15 protein-coding genes are annotated in these 16,968 nt (G+C 74.2%); 7 read left to right on the forward strand and 8 right to left on the reverse strand.

Annotated elements, in window-relative coordinates:
• Positions 1 to 21: 21 nt before the first annotated feature.
• The 3 genes from OHA65_RS35050 to OHA65_RS35060 form a co-directional block, all read right to left on the reverse strand.
• Positions 22 to 1,653, reverse strand: coding sequence for a carboxylesterase family protein (locus tag OHA65_RS35050; RefSeq protein WP_327280149.1), 1,632 nt, complete (start codon positions 1,651 to 1,653; stop codon positions 22 to 24).
• A 42-nt stretch (positions 1,654 to 1,695) separates the two neighbouring features.
• A complete protein-coding gene (locus tag OHA65_RS35055) occupies positions 1,696 to 2,205 on the reverse strand; it encodes a mycothiol transferase (RefSeq protein WP_327280150.1) in 510 nt (169 codons plus the stop codon).
• Between the two features lie 127 nt (positions 2,206 to 2,332).
• Positions 2,333 to 2,518, reverse strand: a complete 186-nt coding sequence (locus OHA65_RS35060) for a DUF6381 family protein (protein ID WP_327280151.1) — start codon at positions 2,516 to 2,518, stop codon at positions 2,333 to 2,335.
• Between the two features lie 237 nt (positions 2,519 to 2,755).
• Here OHA65_RS35060 and OHA65_RS35065 point away from each other — a divergent pair, with 237 nt between their 5' ends.
• Positions 2,756 to 3,904, forward strand: a complete 1,149-nt coding sequence (locus OHA65_RS35065) for a hypothetical protein (protein ID WP_405763234.1) — start codon at positions 2,756 to 2,758, stop codon at positions 3,902 to 3,904.
• A 63-nt stretch (positions 3,905 to 3,967) separates the two neighbouring features.
• Here OHA65_RS35065 and OHA65_RS35070 read toward each other — a convergent pair whose 3' ends face one another.
• The 3 genes from OHA65_RS35070 to OHA65_RS35080 form a co-directional block, all read right to left on the reverse strand.
• Positions 3,968 to 4,993, reverse strand: a complete 1,026-nt coding sequence (locus OHA65_RS35070) for an NAD(P)/FAD-dependent oxidoreductase (RefSeq protein ID WP_327280153.1) — start codon at positions 4,991 to 4,993, stop codon at positions 3,968 to 3,970.
• Positions 4,990 to 5,562 carry an isoprenylcysteine carboxyl methyltransferase family protein gene (locus OHA65_RS35075; RefSeq protein ID WP_328765299.1) on the reverse strand — a complete coding sequence of 191 codons (573 nt, stop codon included), beginning with the start codon at positions 5,560 to 5,562 and terminating at the stop codon, positions 4,990 to 4,992. The genes OHA65_RS35070 and OHA65_RS35075 overlap by 4 nt, the downstream gene beginning before the upstream one ends.
• Before the next feature lie 64 nt (positions 5,563 to 5,626).
• Positions 5,627 to 6,688, reverse strand: coding sequence for a 3-oxoacyl-[acyl-carrier-protein] synthase III C-terminal domain-containing protein (locus tag OHA65_RS35080; RefSeq protein ID WP_327280154.1), 1,062 nt, complete (start codon positions 6,686 to 6,688; stop codon positions 5,627 to 5,629).
• A 76-nt stretch (positions 6,689 to 6,764) separates the two neighbouring features.
• On the opposite strand from OHA65_RS35080, the gene OHA65_RS35085 reads away from it, so the two are divergent.
• Positions 6,765 to 7,679, forward strand: coding sequence for a UbiA family prenyltransferase (locus tag OHA65_RS35085; RefSeq protein ID WP_327280155.1), 915 nt, complete (start codon positions 6,765 to 6,767; stop codon positions 7,677 to 7,679).
• Positions 7,680 to 7,727: 48 nt separating this feature from the next.
• Here the strand turns inward: OHA65_RS35085 and OHA65_RS35090 are convergent, their stop codons facing one another.
• Positions 7,728 to 8,777, reverse strand: coding sequence for a PHP domain-containing protein (locus OHA65_RS35090; protein ID WP_327280156.1), 1,050 nt, complete (start codon positions 8,775 to 8,777; stop codon positions 7,728 to 7,730).
• A 214-nt stretch (positions 8,778 to 8,991) separates the two neighbouring features.
• Here OHA65_RS35090 and OHA65_RS35095 point away from each other — a divergent pair, with 214 nt between their 5' ends.
• The 5 genes from OHA65_RS35095 (at position 8,992) to OHA65_RS35115 (ending at position 15,531) form a co-directional block, all read left to right on the forward strand.
• A complete protein-coding gene (locus OHA65_RS35095; protein ID WP_327280157.1) occupies positions 8,992 to 10,353 on the forward strand; it encodes an FAD-dependent oxidoreductase in 1,362 nt (453 codons plus the stop codon).
• 674 nt (positions 10,354 to 11,027) lie between these two features.
• Positions 11,028 to 11,690 carry an NAD(P)-binding domain-containing protein gene (locus OHA65_RS35100; protein WP_327280158.1) on the forward strand — a complete coding sequence of 221 codons (663 nt, stop codon included), beginning with the start codon at positions 11,028 to 11,030 and terminating at the stop codon, positions 11,688 to 11,690.
• Between the two features lie 548 nt (positions 11,691 to 12,238).
• Entirely contained in the window at positions 12,239 to 12,988 is a 750-nt protein-coding gene (locus OHA65_RS35105; RefSeq protein ID WP_405763236.1) for a hypothetical protein, read from the forward strand.
• Between the two features lie 110 nt (positions 12,989 to 13,098).
• On the forward strand, positions 13,099 to 14,847 hold the full coding sequence (locus tag OHA65_RS35110; protein ID WP_405763238.1) for a glycosyl hydrolase family 18 protein: 1,749 nt from the start codon (positions 13,099 to 13,101) through the stop codon (positions 14,845 to 14,847).
• 75 nt (positions 14,848 to 14,922) lie between these two features.
• Positions 14,923 to 15,531, forward strand: coding sequence for a HutD family protein (locus OHA65_RS35115; RefSeq protein WP_327280161.1), 609 nt, complete (start codon positions 14,923 to 14,925; stop codon positions 15,529 to 15,531).
• On the opposite strand, the gene OHA65_RS35120 is transcribed toward OHA65_RS35115, so the two are convergent.
• A complete protein-coding gene (locus OHA65_RS35120; protein ID WP_405763242.1) occupies positions 15,503 to 16,933 on the reverse strand; it encodes a GH1 family beta-glucosidase in 1,431 nt (476 codons plus the stop codon). The two genes, OHA65_RS35115 and OHA65_RS35120, sit on opposite strands and share 29 nt — an antisense overlap.
• Positions 16,934 to 16,968: the final 35 nt, after the last annotated feature.

Genomic DNA, 16,968 nt, shown 5'->3' on the forward strand with positions numbered 1-16,968 from the left:
GGCGGCGTCAGGGCCTCCCCGTCACGGCCACTGCGCGTCCCAGAACGCGCAGTGGTGCTCGGCGGCCCCGTCCACCACGCGGGTCCCGTCCGACCCCGGCGCGAAGGAGAGTACGGAACCTGCGGAGCCGAGCGGCGGCCACGCGGCGGGGGGCCTGCCGGTGCGGGCGAACGCCGTCCAGTAGCCGGTCATCCGCTCGGACAGCGCGCGCTGGGGCCCGGTGAGGGCGGCATCCATGGTGAACAGGTAGGGGAGTTCGAAGCCGTGCGAGGCGCCGTACGGGAGGCCCTCCACCTCGGGCAGGCCGGTGAAATTGGGCGCGTCGCGGTCGCTGAACCGGTAGGCGTGGACCGGCACGTGCCGGGCCAGTGCCCGGCCGTCCCGCAGCGCCGGGCAGATGAACGAGGCGTCGGACAGTACGGCGGCCCAGGCCAGCGCGGGCGTCGGGTACGCGGCCACCGAGTACCGGGACGTGACGGCCGGGACGGCCGCGGCGCCGAACGACTGCTCCACCCGGGCCCGGTAGGCAGCCCCGTCGGGGATGGGGAAGGCGGCCAGGCCCTGCGCCAGGAAGATCCTCATCTCGTCCCGGTTGACGCCCTCGATCACCGGCACCCGGTGGAATCGGCCGCCCTCCAGGGCCGCCCGGGGTTCCTCGGGCAGCAGGTGGTTGCCGTAGGAGACGAGCGAGAACCGCTGCATCAGTTCCGGGGTCGTGAGCGTCGCCGCGTCCTTCCCGCGCAGGCAGTCCAGGACGGCGCTCGGCTCGGGCCGGTCGCAGCCGAGCCCGGTCGCCGTCGCGACCCCGTCCGCGACGGTGCGCTGCTCGGGCACGAAGGGCTCGTACCGGCCCAGGGTGGGCAGCAGCGAACGGGGCGGCATGGTGGTCGAGCAGGAGCCGCTCTGCAGGAGCGCCCGCTGGAACAGGCCGCCCGAGGCCGGTGAGGTCAGGTGCGCGCAGACGCTGAGCCCGCCCGCGGACTCGCCGAACAGTGTCACGTCGGAGGGGTTGCCGCCGAAGCGCGCGGCGTTGGACCGTACCCAGCGCAGTGCCGCCTGTTGGTCGGCGATGGCGAAGTCGGGGGCTCCGCCGAGGGCCGGGTGCCCGAAGAGGCCGAAGATCCCGAGCCGGTAGTTGACGGTGACGACGACGGCGTCGCCCTGGACGGCCAGCCGCTGCGGCCGGTACAGGTCGCCGGCCCCGTTGGCGAAACCACCGCCGTGGAACCAGACCATGACGGGCCGCCGCTGTCCGCCCCGGCCCGCGTCCGTGGCTGCGGTCGGGCCCGTCGGCGCGGTGACGTTCAGGTACAGGCAGTCCTCGGAGCCGCCGGGTCCGCCCGGCCCGATCGGCGGCAGCTGCATGCAGCGCGCCCCCGGAGCCCCGGCGTCGCGCACACCGGTCCAGCGGGCGGCGGGTTGCGGCAGCCGCCAGCGCAGCGGGCCGGTCGGCGGCGCGGCGTACGGGATGCCCTCGAAGGTGCGGTACGTGCCGTGCGCCGTGCCGCGGACCGGCCCCCGGTCGGTGTCCACCACGGGCCGGTCCCCGGCGCGCGCGCCCGCCGCGGCGGACACTGGTCCGGCCGCGGTGGCGAGCAGGAGCAGGGCGCAGCACACGGCGCTCAGCCGTCGTGCGAAGCGGGCACGGGACACGTTCGGCCGCCTTTCGTCGCTTTCTCCGTACCCCGCAAGCCGCTATCGACGCCGGAGCGCGCCGCGTACGTAGGCCGCCTGGCCGGCGTGCTGGAGGTCGTCGGAGAGGATGCTGACCAGCCGTACCCCCAGGGTGACCGGCGGGTCCCAGCCCGCGTCGACCACCCGGTCCAGATCGGCGGCGGCGAGCCCGCGGACGAACTCGGTGCTCCGCTCGTGGACGGCGTCGAAGTACCCGAGCAGCAGCTCGTCCGATGCGACGCGGACCCTCCCGACCTGCTGGGCGGTGTGCCCGTAGCCGGTGGCCTCGGCGGGCAGCGGCAGGGAGAACCGGGTGAACCAGCCCTGGGCCGTCCAGACCTGCTCCAGACCCGAGGCGTCCGCCACGTGGTCGTCCTGCACCCGGGTCAGGTGCCACACCAGCCACGCGATCGAGTTCGCCCCCGGGTCGAGGCGGGCGTTCAACTCCTCGGCAGAGAGGCCCTCGACGACGTCGTGCACCACCTCGCGGATGCGCCCGTACGCATCGGCCAGTACGTCCGTAGCCTTCATGAACCGTCCCCAGACCTGTCCGTGACACTCCTGACATGACGTCGCGCGACGCCATCCGGCGGCGTCTGCGACGTACGGCATCGGCCGGTGCCCGTGGCGACCGGCCGATGGGCGAACCGGTACGCGGCTACATCGGATCCATGCCCCGATCGTCGATCTTGCCCTCCTGCTCGCTCTGTTCCTGGAGCCGGCGGGCCTTGTCCTGGAGCCTTCGGCGCTCTTCCGGATCGGTGGAGCGTTCGGCGGCCTTGCTCAGCTCCTGCGCCTTCTCGCGCAATTGCCGGACCCGGCCTTGGGATTCGCCTGCGCTCATGACCACTCCTCGGGTGTGGGGGTAAGGAGGCCGGATTCAGCGAACCAGCAGCGCCGCGCGGACGCATCTCGAACCGTCGCCTCCGGTGGCCGGTCGGGGAGCGGCTCCCCCGTTTGCCCGCCCCGTATGGCGCAGCGGAGCGGGGTGCCGCTGAATGTGACCAAGCGTGCGCTTCCCATGACGCACGTTGACCGGCGTGCGATGTGTAGACCCGCGCATCGGCGAACGGAGCTTTCCATGAATGACCGCATCACGCTCGCGGCGTCGCAGGACGACGATCCCCGCGAGCTCCCCGACACCACCGGCGCGCCGACCCCGACGAGTGCCGAACCGATACGCACCCTGCTGGAGACGGCCGGCACCTGCCGCCCGCTTGAGGAAGTGGCCGAACGGGTGAGCCTCCTCAAGGACGAGGGTCGGGGCCCCAACCCCGGCCACCAGGCGCTGCGGGCGGCTGCCGTCGGACGCCCGATCCGGGACGTGGCGCTGCTGGTCGGCATCCTCGGGACGGACGAGGACGAGGACGACGGGCCCGCGGCACCCGGGCGGACCGCCCGGCCCGCCGAGTCCGCCGTCCCGCCACGGCCCACCGAGCCGCCACGGCCCACCGAGCCGCCACGGCCCACCGAGCCGCCACGGCCCCCCGAGACGGCACGGCCCTCCGAGACGGCCCAGCCCTCCGAGACGTCCGAGCCGGCTCGGACGGCCGGGCCCACGACCGCCGGCCCGACCACGACCACCGCGCCCCCCGCGCCCGCCGGACCCACCTGGGCCGTGCGGTCCGCCCCGGTGGCGCCGCCCGTCCGGCCCGTCCGGTCCGCGCATCCCGCCGGGGAGCGCCCCGCCGCGCCACGGGCACGGCACGAGCCGCCCTACGAGGATCCGGACTCGTACGACGAGCCCTACGACGAGCCGTACGAATCCCCGAACCGGTACCGGCGCCCGTACGGGCGCACCGCGAAGGGCGTCCCGGACCCCGGCGCCCGATCGGGAGCGCTGCGGCACGTGCTGCGCTGGCCGGTGGCCGCGGCCCTGTTGGTCTGCGGCGTCCTGCACCTGCCGAGTGATGTGTCGGCCCTCCCGTCGCAGACCCCGGTCGCCTTCCTTCCGCTGCTGGCCACCGTGCTGTGCCTCGGGCTCGGCGCGCTGCTCGCGGTGCGCGACACGCCCGGGGCGTGGCGGGCCGGTGCCGTGGCGGCCGTCGGCGTCGTCACCCTGCACGTGGTCGGCGGAGTCACGGGGTTCGACCCGTTGGAGGGGGCGGTGAGCGCCTCCCTCGCCTGGGCGGGTGCCACGGCGGTGCTCTGCGCCGCGGCCGCCGCGGTCCTGGCCGGCATGGCCCTCGTGAACCGGTCGCCGCAGGCCCGGGCGGGCGCCGACGGCTGACCGCGCGACGGGAGCGGGGCCGGCATCCGCCGGTTCCGCCCCCGTGGCATGCGTACCGCGGTGCTACGCCAGCAGGTTGACCCCGTGGGTGAACACCCGGGGGAGCCGCGCGGCCAAGGGCACGATCCGCCCCGCGAGCCGGGGCTGTTGGCGTGCCCAGAGCAAGGACGCGGTCAGTGTGCGGTAGCTGCGCGACAGCTCCCGCCAGGCCCGCTCGTACGCCTGCGGCCGGCCCTCCCGTACGCAGCGGACGAGTTCGGCGGCGGCGGTCACGGCCAGGGTCAGCCCCTCGCCGGTCAAGGCGTCGACGTACCCCGCCGCGTCCCCGACGAACAGCACCCGCCCCGCCACCCGTACCCGGGCCCGCTGGCGGAGCGGCCCGGCGCCGCGCACCTGCGAACCGGTGCTTCCGGCCAGCCGTGAGCACAGCAGCGGGAACCGGGCCAGCTGTACGTCGAAGGGGGTGCGCTCGGTGGTGAGGACCGCCACGCCGACCCGGTCGGGCCCCAGCGGGGTCACGTACGCCTCGCAGTGCGCCGACCAGTGGACCTCGACCAGGTCGCTCCAGGGCTCCACCGCGTAGTGGCGGCGCAGTCCGTACCGGGGTGATCGGCCGGGGGCGGGCGGCGCCACCAGGCCCAGGCCGCGCCGGACGGGGGAGTGGAGGCCGTCCGCCGCCACCAGGTGGCGGGCCGTCAGGCCGGCCGCGCCGACGCGGTCGTCGTCCTGACGGACCTCGCCGACCCGCCGCGCGAGCACCCGTACGCCCAGCCGGTCGGCCCGGTCCGCCAGCGCGGCTTGGAGGACGGTCCGGCGGGTGCCGAGACCCGGTCCGGCGCGGAACCGCCCTTCCGCGTGCAGACCACTGGTCCCGTCCAGGTAGCGGATCCCGTGGAACGGCCGGCCCGGCACGGACACCCCCAGGTCCCGCAACCGCCGTACGGCCCCCGGCATCAGGCCCTCGCCGCAGGCCTTGTCGATCGGGGTGGGGCGCGGCTCCAGCACCACGACCTCCATCCCGGCCAGCGCCCCGTGGATGGCCGTGGCCAGCCCGGCCGGGCCGCCACCCGCGACGAGCAGGTCGATCACCGGGCCCTGCCCTCCGCCGGTACGGCGCTGCGGTAGACCGGTGCGGCGTACGCCAAGGCGTCCTCCTCGCAGCGGATGCGTACGGCCAGCAGGAGGAGGTTGAGCACGGTGAAGCCGGCCGCCGTCACCCACGCGGTGTGCACCAGGGGCAGCGCGGCGCCCTCCACGACGACCGCGACGTAGTTCGGATGGCGCAGCAGGCGGTACGGCCCGGCCGCCACGAGCGGCAGCCCCGGGACCACGAGGACGCGGGTGTTCCAGCGCGCCCCGAGAGTGGCGATGCACCACCAGCGCAGGAACTGGGAGGCCAGCACGAGGGTGAGCGCGGACCACCCCAGTGCGGGCAGGAACGGTCGGTCGGCGACGAGCGGTTCCACGACACAGCCCAGGAGCAGGGCGGTGTGCAGCGCCACCATGGCGGGATAGTGGCCGCGGCCGTACTCGACGGCGCCGCGGGAAAGGCTCCAGCGGGCGTTGCGGCGCGCGATGGCGAGTTCGACGAGCCGCTCGGCCGCGACGAGGCCGATGAGCAGCAGGTACAGGTCCGTCGGGCCGTTGATGAGGCCCATCGGGTCCGTCGGGTTCATGGGGTCCATGAGGTTCATCGGGTTCATCAGGTTCATCGACATGGGGTCACCAGCGCAGGAGGACGAGTTCGGAGGCGAAGCCCGGGCCGAAGGCGATCATCAGCCCTACGGAGCCCGGGGCCGGCGGCCCGGCGGCCTGGATCGTGTCCAGGATGTGCAGGACCGACGCCGAGGAGAGGTTGCCCACCTCCGCGAGCGAGCGCCGGCTCGCCGCGAACGCGGAGTCGGGCAGCGCCAGCGCGTCCGCCAGCACGTCGAGGACCTTCGGGCCGCCGGGGTGGACGATCCACCGGTCGACGTCCGGCGGTTTGAGGTCGTGCCGGGCGAGGAAGCTCTCGACCTCCTCGGCCACGTGCAGCCTGACCAGGGCGGGCAGTTCACGGCCCAGCACCATCCGGAACCCCCAGTGGCCGATGTCCCAGCCGAGGAGCCCCTCGGTACCGGGGTACAGGCGGCTGCGCGCGGCCACCACCGACGGCCCGGGCCGGGTGCCGTGCAGCGGATGGCCACGGCCCACCGCGAGCAGGGCTCCGGCTCCGTCGCCGAACAGGGCGCCGGCCACCAGGTTCGCCGTCGAGGTGTCCGAGGGCTGGAGGGTGAGCGAGCAGAGCTCGGTGGACAGCAGCAGGGCCGCGTGGTCGGGGTGGCCCGCCAGATGGTCGTGGAGGTGGCCGAGTCCCGCGGCGCCGGCCGCGCAGCCGAGGCCGAAGAGCGGCAGCCGCTTCACGTCGGGACGCAGACCGGTACGGGTGGCGATGCGGGCTTCCAGCGAGGGCGTCGCGAGCCCGGTCACCGTGGTCGACATGACCAGGTCGACCTCGCGGGCCTCCAGGTGGGCGGCGGCGAGGGCGGCTTCGACGGCGCGCATGCCGAGTTCCTCGGCGGTCTCCACGAAGAGGGCGTTCGCGGCGCCGAAGTCGTTCGCCGGACCGTAACGTTCCAACGGGAGCGAGAGGTGACGGGACTCGACGCCCACCGCGGCGTGCAGCCGGTGGAGCAGGGCGGTGTCCGCCCCCGCGGGCAGGAATCGGGCGAGCGCCGTCGCGATCTCGGACTGGCGATAGCGGTGGGGCGGGAACACACTGCTCACTGCCAGAACACGCGTCATTGATTCAACATAGGGAATAACTGACACTTCGTGATGAATGTGGCATACCGGGCGCGGCGCGGCATAGCCTGACCGGGTGTCCCCCGCAAGAGCCGCAGACGGAACCACGCCCGCCCGGGCCCCCCGGACCGCACCGCCCGCACCCGCTGCCGACCCGCCCCCACCCACCGCGTTCGCCCTGCTCGGGGCGTGCCATCCGGTGCCCGCAGCCGCCGTGACGCTGTTCACCGCCGCCCTGGCCGCGGCCGTGGGTCGCACCCTCCCCGGGGCGGCGCTCACCGTGGCCGCGGTGGCCTCCGGGCAGTTGTCGGTGGGCTGGAGCAACGACCGCGTCGACCTCGGTCGAGACCTGGCGACCGGCCGCCGCGACAAACCCCTGGCCTCCGGCGCGGTCCGGCCCGCCGCGGTGACGGCCGCGACCCTCACCGCCCTGCTGCTCTGCGTCCCCCTGTCGCTCGCCACCGGATGGCTCGCCGGCTGCGCGCACCTGTGCGGGGTGGCGGCCGCCTGGGCGTACAACCTGCGGCTGAAGAGCACCGCCGTCTCGTGGCTCCCGTACGCCCTCGCCTTCGGGCTGCTCCCCGCCTTCGTCACCCTCGGCCTTCCCGGCGCCCCCTGGCCGCCGTGGTGGCTGACGGCCGCGGCGGCCCTGCTGGGCACGGGCGCGCACTTCGCCAACGTCCTCCCCGACATCGAGGACGACCTGGCCACGGGCGTGGTGGGGCTGCCGCACCGGATCGGCGCACGGCGCTCGGCGGCCGTCGGGGGGCTGCTGGTCCTCGGCTCGGCCGTGGCCCTGGTCGCCGGACCACCGGGGAGGGTGCCCGCGTACGGGTGGGGGCTGCTCGCTGCGACGGCCGCGGTGGTGCTCGTGGGGGCCGGGCGGCGGACCGGGCGGAGCCGGATCCCGTTCCTGGTCACGATGGCGGTCGCCGCGGGCGACGTCGTCCTGCTGCTGGTGCGGGGAGCCGCGCTGACCGGAATGCGGTGACCGGACACCGTTCAGCGGTTGCGGGCTGCGGGCTGTGGGCTGCGGGTTTCAGGCGGCGGCCGCAGTGGGCGGGCGGCGGGTCCGGGTCCACTCCAGCAGCTGTTCCCGCGGCCATGTGTTCACGACCCGTTCGGCCGGCACCCCGCACTCCACGGCCCTCTCGCAGCCGGACAGTTGCCAGTCCAACTGGCCCGGCGCGTGGGCGTCCGTGTCGATCGCGAACAGCGTCCCGGACTCCACGGCCAGCCGCAGCAGCCTGCGCGGCGGGTCCAGCCGCTCGGGCCGGCTGTTGATCTCCACGGCGGTCCCGGACCCCGCGCAGGCGGCGAAGACCGCCGCGGCGTCGAACTGCGACTCGGGGCGGGTCCGGCCGGTCACCAGCCGGCCCGTGCAGTGGCCCAGGACGTCCATCAGGGGGTTGCGCACGGCCGCCAGCAGCCGACGGGTCATTGCGGGCGCTTCCATCCGCAGCTTCGAATGGACCGATCCGACGACGACGTCCAGCTGGTCCAGCAGTTCCGGCTCCTGGTCGAGGGAGCCGTCGGGCAGGATGTCGCACTCGATGCCGGTGAGCAGCCGGAAGGGTGCCCACGCCGCGTTCAGCTCCGCCACCACCTCCAGCTGCTCGCGCAGCCGCTCCGGCGGGAGCCCCCGGGCTACGGTCAGGCTCGGCGAGTGGTCGGTGAGCACGGCCCATTCGTGGCCCAGACCGGCCGCGGCACGGCCCATGGCTTCGATCGGGCTGCCCCCGTCGGACCACTCCGAGTGCAGGTGGCAGTCCCCGCGCAGGGCCGCCCGCAGCGCGCGGGCGGCGCGGCTCGCCGGCGGCCCCTCGGGGTGCGCGGCGATCTCGTCCTCCAGTTTCTGCAGGTAGGCGGGGATCGCCCCGCCGACCGCCTCCCGCACCACCTGGGCGGTTTTCGGCCCGATGCCCTTGACCGCTTCGAGGGTTCCGGCCTCGACGCGCTCCCGCACCTCGGTCTCGCCCAGGTGTACGAGCGCGGCCGCGGCCTTCCGGAAGGCCTGCACCCGGTAGGTCGGCTCCTGTCGGCGCTCCAGTAGGAAGGCGATCCGCTCCAGCGCCGCGACCGGATCCATGGAGGTACCTCCTGGTTGCTCGTCCCCCCGCCCGGGTCCCCCTGATGCCGGGGTCTGCCCCTGAGCCCAGTGTGACCGGCAACCCCAAGGATGTCTTGGGAAGGTCATAAGTTTTGTTTATGGGGTCATAAAGGAGGGGTGGGTGCAGAGTTAGGGTGCCCTTAGCTTAGGGTTCCTTTGATCCAGTATTTTTGTCGGTCGAAGGGAACCAGTCATGCCTCGCCCCCTGCGGGTAGCAATCGTCGGTGCCGGCCCCGCCGGAATCTACGCCGCCGATGCGCTGCTGAAGTCCGAGGCGGCCGTCGAGCCGGGTGTCTCCATCGACCTGTTCGAGCGGATGCCCGCCCCCTTCGGTCTGATCCGGTACGGCGTCGCCCCCGACCACCCGCGGATCAAGGGCATCATCACCGCCCTCCACCAGGTGCTCGACAAGCCGCAGGTCCGGCTGTTCGGCAACGTGGACTACCCGAACGACATCAGCCTCGACGAACTCCACTCGTTCTACGACGCCGTGATCTTCTCCACCGGCGCCACCGCTGACCGCGCGCTCGACATACCGGGCATCGAGCTCGACGGCTCCTACGGCGCCGCCGACTTCGTGTCCTGGTACGACGGCCACCCCGACGTCCCGCGCACCTGGCCGCTGGAGGCCGAGAAGGTCGCCGTACTCGGTGTCGGCAACGTGGCGCTCGACGTGGCGCGCATCCTCGCGAAGACCGCCGACGAGCTGCTGCCGACCGAGATCCCGGCGAACGTCCACGCCGGTCTCCAGGCCAACAAGGCGCTTGAGGTGCACGTCTTCGGCCGCCGCGGCCCGGCCCAGGCCAAGTTCAGCCCGATGGAGCTGCGCGAGCTCGACCACTCGCCCAACATCGAGGTCATCGTCAACCCCGAGGACATCGACTACGACGAGGGCTCGATCGCCGAGCGGCGGCGGAACAAGCAGACCGACATGGTCGCCAAGACCCTGGAGAACTGGGCGATCCGCGACATCGGCGAGCGTCCGCACAAGCTGTTCCTCCACTTCTTCGAGTCGCCCGCCGAGATCCTCGGCGAGGACGGCAAGGTCGTCGCGCTGCGCACCGAGCGCACCGAGCTCGACGGCACGGGCAACGTCAAGGGCACCGGCGAGTTCACCGACTGGGACGTCCAGTCGGTCTACCGCGCCGTGGGCTACCTCTCCGACGAACTGCCCAAGCTGCCGTGGGACATCGACAGCGGCACGGTCCCGGACGAGGGCGGTCGCGTGATCGAAGCCGGCGAACACCTGAAGTCGACGTACGTCACCGGCTGGATCCGGCGCGGACCGATCGGACTCATCGGCCACACCAAGGGTGATGCGAACGAGACGGTCGCGAACCTCCTGGCGGACCACGGGGACGGTCGCCTGCGGACGCCCGCCGCGCCCGCGCCGGAGGCCGTCGAGGCCTTCCTGGCCGAGCGGAACGTCCGCTTCACGACCTGGGAGGGCTGGCACCGCCTCGACGCGGCCGAGAAGGCGCTGGGCGAGCCCCAGGGTCGTGAGCGAGTGAAGATCGTCGAGCGCGAAGACATGCTGAAGGCGAGCGGGGCCTAACCGCTGCGCAGTGCACGGGTGGGGGGTCGCCGGCGGCGGCCCCCCCACCCGCGTGTCCGGCCCGTCGGCCGAGGCCGTCCGTCCTTGACGGACGCGATCTTCCGCCGGTCTGCCCGCGAGCCGTCGTTGTCGCAGTGCCGTGCGGGTGCCTGCGGGTGCCTGCGGGTTCCGGTGCGGTCAGGGCGCTGAACCCATCGACGACGCCATCGCCGCGGACGGTTCTCGGATCGTATGAAATGGCCTGAATGCGACGCGGGTGGCGTACATGCGTCTATCGGGGCGAACCCGTCCGGCGAACCCGCGTACGGGCGCGGGGGTCGGCCGCTTGGGGCCGGTCGGGGGAGCCCCGCGCCACCCGCTGTCCGCCGCGGGCCCGGTGTGCGTCGTCGGCGGCCCCAAGAGCCGGAACCCCATGCTGGTCCCTCGTGTCGGGTCACGTGTTGCGCGAACGAGCAGGACGGGGGCGGTGGTCGGCCACGGGCCCGCTGGCCGCCCCGGTGGGCGGCGAATGAATGAAACCCCACGCGAGCGATCTTGTGAAAGTCGGATGGCTCGGAACCGGCCACTCGTACGGGGGGATCGGGGGCGGAGCCGCCGTACGCGGAATGCCCGGCGGCTTCCGGCGGTTCGGACTCCACGCAATACCCGACCACCCTGCACGCACTGGAGAGCTCATGAAGATCGGCATCATCGGCGCAGGCAACATCGGCGGCAACCTCACCCGCCGGCTCACCGCCCTCGGGCACGAGGTGTCCGTGGCGAACTCCCGCGGCCCCGAGACCCTGGCCGACCTCGCGAAGGAGACCGGGGCCACGCCCGTCACCGTCACCGAGGCGGCCCGCGGCGCCGAGGTCGTCGTGGTCACCATCCCCCTGAAGAACGTGGCGGAGCTGCCCGTCGGCCTCTTCGACGGGGCGGCGAAGGACTTCGTCCTCATCGAGACCGGGAACTACTACCCGAAGCGGCGCGACGGCCGCATCGCCGAGATCGAGGACGAGGGCCTGACCGAGAGCCGTTGGAGCGAGCGCCACCTCGGGCACCCGGTGGTCAAGGCCTTCAACGGGACGTACGCCCAGGACATCTTGGACCGGCACCGCCCGGCCGGGGCCCCCGACCGGATGGCCCTCCCGATCGCCGGTGACGACGAGGCCGCCAAGCAGGCCGTACGGGCGCTCGTCGACGAACTCGGCTTCGACACGGTCGACGCGGGCGGCCTCGACGACTCCTGGCGCCAGCAGCCCGGCACCCCCGTGTACGGGCTCCGGGCGGGCGCCGGCGCCGTCGAGAAGGCCCTCGCCGAGGCCTCCCCGGTGCGCCAGGAGGAGTTCAAGGGCTGACCGCCCCCGACGGGCGCGGGCCGTGCCGCGCGCCCGGGGCCGCGGCCTCCGGCGACGACTGAGCGCCGGGGCCCCGCCCCCGGGCCGTTCCCCAGGCCTCGGCCAGGGCCCGGGGAACGCCCGGCCAGGGCTCAGCACGGCCGACCCAGCCTCCGGCCCAGGCCGCCGGCTCAGGCCCGGCCTCCGGCCCGGGCTCAGGCTCAGGCGCCCGGCTGCTTCCGCGCCCCGGGGGCCGCGGCCTTCGGCGGCGACTGAGGGCTGGGGCCCCCGACCCCCGGCCCCACGTCGTTCCCCAGGCCTCGGCCAGGGCCCCGGGGTACGCCCCGGATAGGGCTCAGCACGGCTGGCCCGGGCTCCGGCCCGGGCTCCGGCCCGGCCTTCGGCTCAGGCCCGGGCTCGGCCGGGCGCGGCGCGTGGTGTTGGGGCCGGCCTTCCGTCAGGCGCGGCCTCGCCGGAACCGTGACCGAAGCGTCATCGGACGTGGCTCTGCCCCGGTGGGCGGCCCTTGTTACGGTCCTGGCCTCACGGGAGCCGTAGGAGGGCCAACCATGCACGTCAGACCCCGTCTGCTGATCGCCTCGGTGGTACTGGTGGCCCTGTCGGCCGCCCTGACGGCCTGCACCGGACACGCGGACCACCCGGACGGTCCCTCCCGGTCGGCAGGCGCCCAGCCCTCCGGTTCCCCGGCGCCGGCGGTCGGCGAGTCGGTCGCTCCCAGCGCGTCCGCCCCGTCGGCCACGCCCGCCCCCGCCCCCGCCACCACGTCTTCGGCCGCGCCCGTGAAGACGGCGGCCGCGCCGCTTTCCGTCCCCGTCCCCGTTCCCGCGACGCGGCTGTCGCTGGCCGCGGCCGCCGCGGGCGGCGGGCTGAACCTCGTCCGCGGAGGCCCCGCCAAGGAGTTCACGGTCACCGTCCACAACGGCAACTCCCAGGCGTACCGGCATCTGCTGATCGCCTTCCAGATGGAGCCCCTGACCGGCGAACCCGGCGACCTCCCCGGGCCCGCCACCCCCTTCGTCCTGGAACACCGTGATCCGGCCACCGGCACCTGGCGCGCCGTGGACCTGCGCATGGCCACCGACGTCAAGCCGGCCCACCTCTACGAGGGCGGCACGGCCCTCGCCCGCGAGGCCGTCCGCACGGAGCGCTACCGGCTGCGCGCCACCGCCACGGGTCCCACCGGCAGCAGCCCGCTGATGGTGTACGCGATCGACGCGGACGCCGCCGAGGGCACCCCGGCCGACTTCGCCCCGCCCGGGTACGGCTCGCTGCCCTTCACCACCCGGCGTCTCCTGTAACTGCCGTGTCTCCCGAGGGCAATTGAAGAGGTCTGGACCCTTGACCCACAGTTGGTCCAGACCAATCATGAGGCGTCCGCCCGTTCGCTCACGCCCCACCGGGAGCATCGATGAGACGTCCCAGGCCCCTGCACGCCTTATCCGCGGCGCTGGCCACGGTCCTCGCGTCCGCCGGCCTCGTCCTCGGGACCGGCGGCGCCGCCCACGCCGCGACCCCGCTGCCCGCGCACGTCTTCGCCCCGTACTTCGAGGCGTACTCCTCCGACAACCCCGCCGACCTCGCCCAGAAGTCCGGCGCCAAGTACCTGACCATGGCGTTCGTGCAGACCGAGGCCAAGGGCTCCTGCACCCCGTACTGGAACGGAGACGAGGGACGGCCCGTCTCCGCCTCCGTCTTCGGCGCCGACTTCGCCACGATCCGCGCCCGCGGCGGCGACGTGATCCCCTCCTTCGGCGGGTACGCGGCTGACAACGGCGGCACCGAGATCGCCGACAGCTGCACCAGCGTGGACGCGATCGCCGCCGCGTACGAGAAGGTGATCACCACCTACGAGGTCTCCCGCCTCGACATGGACATCGAGGACAACTCGCTGACCAACAAGGCCGGTGTCGACCGCCGCAACCAGGCCATCAAGAAGGTCCAGGACTGGGCCGCTGCCAACGGCCGCCCGCTCCAGGTCTCGTACACCCTGCCGACCACCACGAGCGGCCTCGCGGGCAGCGGCCTGGCCGTCCTCAAGAGCGCCAAGGCGGCGGGCGCCCGGGTCGACGTCGTGAACCTGATGACCTTCGACTACTACGACGGCGCCGCCCACGACATGGCGAACGACACCCGGACCGCCGCCACCGGGCTCTACGACCAGCTCGCCGGCCTGTACCCGGCCAAGACCCCCGCCCAGCTCTGGGGCGTGATCGGCGTCACCGAGATGCCGGGCATCGACGACTACGGCCCTGCCGAGATCTTCACCACCGCCGACGCCACCGCCGTCTACGCATGGGCCACCGGCAAGGGCATCAACACCCTGTCCTTCTGGGCGCTCCAGCGCGACAACGGCGGCTGCCCGGGCACCGGCGGCTCCGACACCTGTTCGGGCATCGCCCAGGACCCCTGGTACTTCAGCCACGCCTTCGGGCCGTTCACCGGCGGCGGGGGCCCCGTCGCCGACGACTTCTCGCTCGCCGTCACGCCCGGGTCGGCCTCCGTCGCCCCCGGCGGCTCCACCTCCGCGACCGTCGGCACCGCGGTCGTCTCCGGCACGGCGCACACCGTCGAGCTGACCGCATCCGGCGCGCCCGCCGGTGTGACCGCCGTCCTCGACCCGGGCTCGGTCACGGCGGGAGGCTCGGCCCGGCTCACGGTCGCCGCCTCCGCCTCCGCCGCGCCGGGCACGTACCCGATCACCGTCACCGGCACCGGGGGCGGGATCACGCACACCGCCGCGTTCACCCTCACGGTTTCCGGACCGGGCGGCGGGAGCGGCGCCCTGGTCAACGGCGGCTTCGAGAGCGGCGCCCTCGCCCCGTGGACGTGCGAGAGCGGCGGCGCGGTGGTGGGCAACCCGGCGCACGGGGGCTCGTACGCGCTGAAGACCGCACCCACCTCCGCGCAGACGGGGGAGTGCACCCAGACCCTGGCCCTCGCCCCGAACACGAAGTACACGCTCGCCGGCTGGGTACAGGGCAGCTACGCCTACCTCGGAGTCCGGGGCGGCGCGAGCGCCAGTGCGTGGTCCAGCTCGGCCGGCTGGTCCCGGCTGACGGTGCCCTTCACGACCGGCGCCTCGGGCACGGTCACCGTCTACCTGCACGGCTGGTACGGGCAGGGCGCGGTGTACGGGGACGACCTCTCCGTCGGGTAGATAGGCTCGCCCCGGCCGCCCGGGTACGCACCGCCCCGCACAGGGCGGTGCGTACCCGACGGAAGGAACAGCGCCATGACCGGCGGCAACGAGGTCCGGATCCTGCGTGCGGGCGACCGCGCGGCGGTCGCCTGGAAGAACGGCGGCGGGGTGACCCGGGAGATCGCGGCCTGGCCGGAGGACGCCGGCACGGCCGACTTCGAGTGGCGGGCCAGCCTCGCCGAAGTCGCCGCCGACGGACCGTTCTCGTCCTTCCCCGGTGTCGACCGCACCCTGACCCTGGCCGAGGGCGCCGGCATGGACCTCACCGTGTCCGAAGCCCGCCGCACCGTCGACGAGCGATACGCGCCGCAGGACTTCCCCGGCGACGCCCCCACCGATTGCCGGCTCCTCGACGGCCCCGTCGTGAACTTCAACGTGATGTACCGCCGGGACGTCGTACGGGCGCACACCGCGGTCGTGCGGGGCGCCCTCGCGCTCGCCGCCGCACCGGGGGAGACCCTGCTGGTGGTCGCGCTCCAGGGCCCGGCGGAACTCGAAGCGCAAGCCGGAGCCGCAGACGCCGGTGGCCCCGTCCTCCTCGGCCCGTACGACGCGGTCCGCATCGGTGGCCCCGCCACCTGCACCCTGCGCACCCGCGGGCACGCGGCGGTGGTCAGGCTGGCAGCCCGCCCCGGGCGATGACGTCGGCGTACCAGCGGGCGCTGTCCTTCGGCGTGCGCCGCTGCGTCGCGAAGTCGACGTGGACGAGGCCGAACCGCTTGCTGTAGCCGTACGCCCACTCGAAGTTGTCCAACAGCGACCACACGAAGTAGCCGCGCACGTCCGCCCCGTCGGCGATCGCCCGGTGTACCGCGGCCAGATGGCCGTGCAGGTAGCCGATCCGCTCCGGGTCGTGCACCAGGCCCTCCGGGTCGGCGCGGTCGGCGTACGCCGCGCCGTTCTCCGTGATCAGCAGGGGTACGCCCGGCAGTTCGTCGCGCAGCCGGAGCAGCAGCTCGTGCAGTCCGTCCGCGTCCACGGGCCAGTCCATCGCCGTCCGCGGCCCCGGCGCGGGTACGAAGCGCACGTGCTCCTCGGCGCCCACCCACGGTGAGGGCCCGGCGTCCGGGACGCCGGCGCCGGGCCCGGGCCGGGGCCCGGCGGCCGCGACCACCGTCGGGGAGTAGTAGTTGATGCCCAGCCAGTCGATCGGCGCCGCGGCGGCGGCCAGGTCGCCGTCCCGGACGAAGGACCAGTCCGTCACTCCGGCCGTGTCGTGGACCAGGTCCTCGGGGAGGCGCCCGTGGAAGACCGGATCGAGGAAGATCCTGTTGCCCACCGCGTCGATGCGGCGCACGGCGTCCAGATCGGCGGCGGAACGCGTCAGGGGCCGCAGCGCGTGCAGGTTCAGCGTCAGCGAGACCTCCGCCGACCGGGGGAGGGCCGCGCGCAGAGCGGCCGTGCCCAGGCCGTGCGCCAGGTTGAAGTGGTGCGCGGCGCGCAGCGCGGACTCCGGCTCGGTGCGGCCCGGGGCGTGTACCCCGCAGGCGTAGCCGAGGAAGGCGGCGCACCAGGGCTCGTTGAAGGTGGTCCAGGAGGCCACGCGGTCGCCGAGCGCCCCGGCCACGAGTCCCGCGTACTCGGCGAACCGCTCGGCGGTCTCCCGCCGCGGCCAGCCGCCCAGGTCTTCGAGGTCCTGCGGCAGGTCCCAGTGGTAGAGGGTGGCGACCGGCCGGATGCCGGCGGCCAGCAGTGCGTCGGTGAGCCGCCGGTAGAAGTCCAGGCCCTGCTGGACTGCCGGCCCCCGGCCGGTGGGCTGGACCCTCGGCCAGGCCACCGAGAAGCGGTAGTCGCTCACGCCGAGCCGGGCGAGCAGGGCCACGTCCTCGGCCATGCGGTGGTAGTGGTCGGCGGCGGTGTCCCCGGTGTCGCCGCCGAGGACCTTGCCGGGGGTGTGGCTGAAGGTGTCCCAGATGGAGGGCGTCCGGCCGTGCAGGGCCGCCGCGCCCTCGATCTGGTAGGCGGCGGTGGCCGTGCCCCAGCGGAAGCCGGCGGGGAAGGCGAGGCCCGTCTCGGTGACGGGGGACGAGTCGAGCGTGGTCATGGGAGGACTCCAGGAAAGGTGATGGGAAGGCCGGG

The sequence above is a fragment of the Streptomyces sp. NBC_00045 genome (assembly GCF_045041095.1).
In the GTDB taxonomy this organism is placed as follows: Bacteria; Actinomycetota; Actinomycetes; order Streptomycetales; family Streptomycetaceae; genus Streptomyces.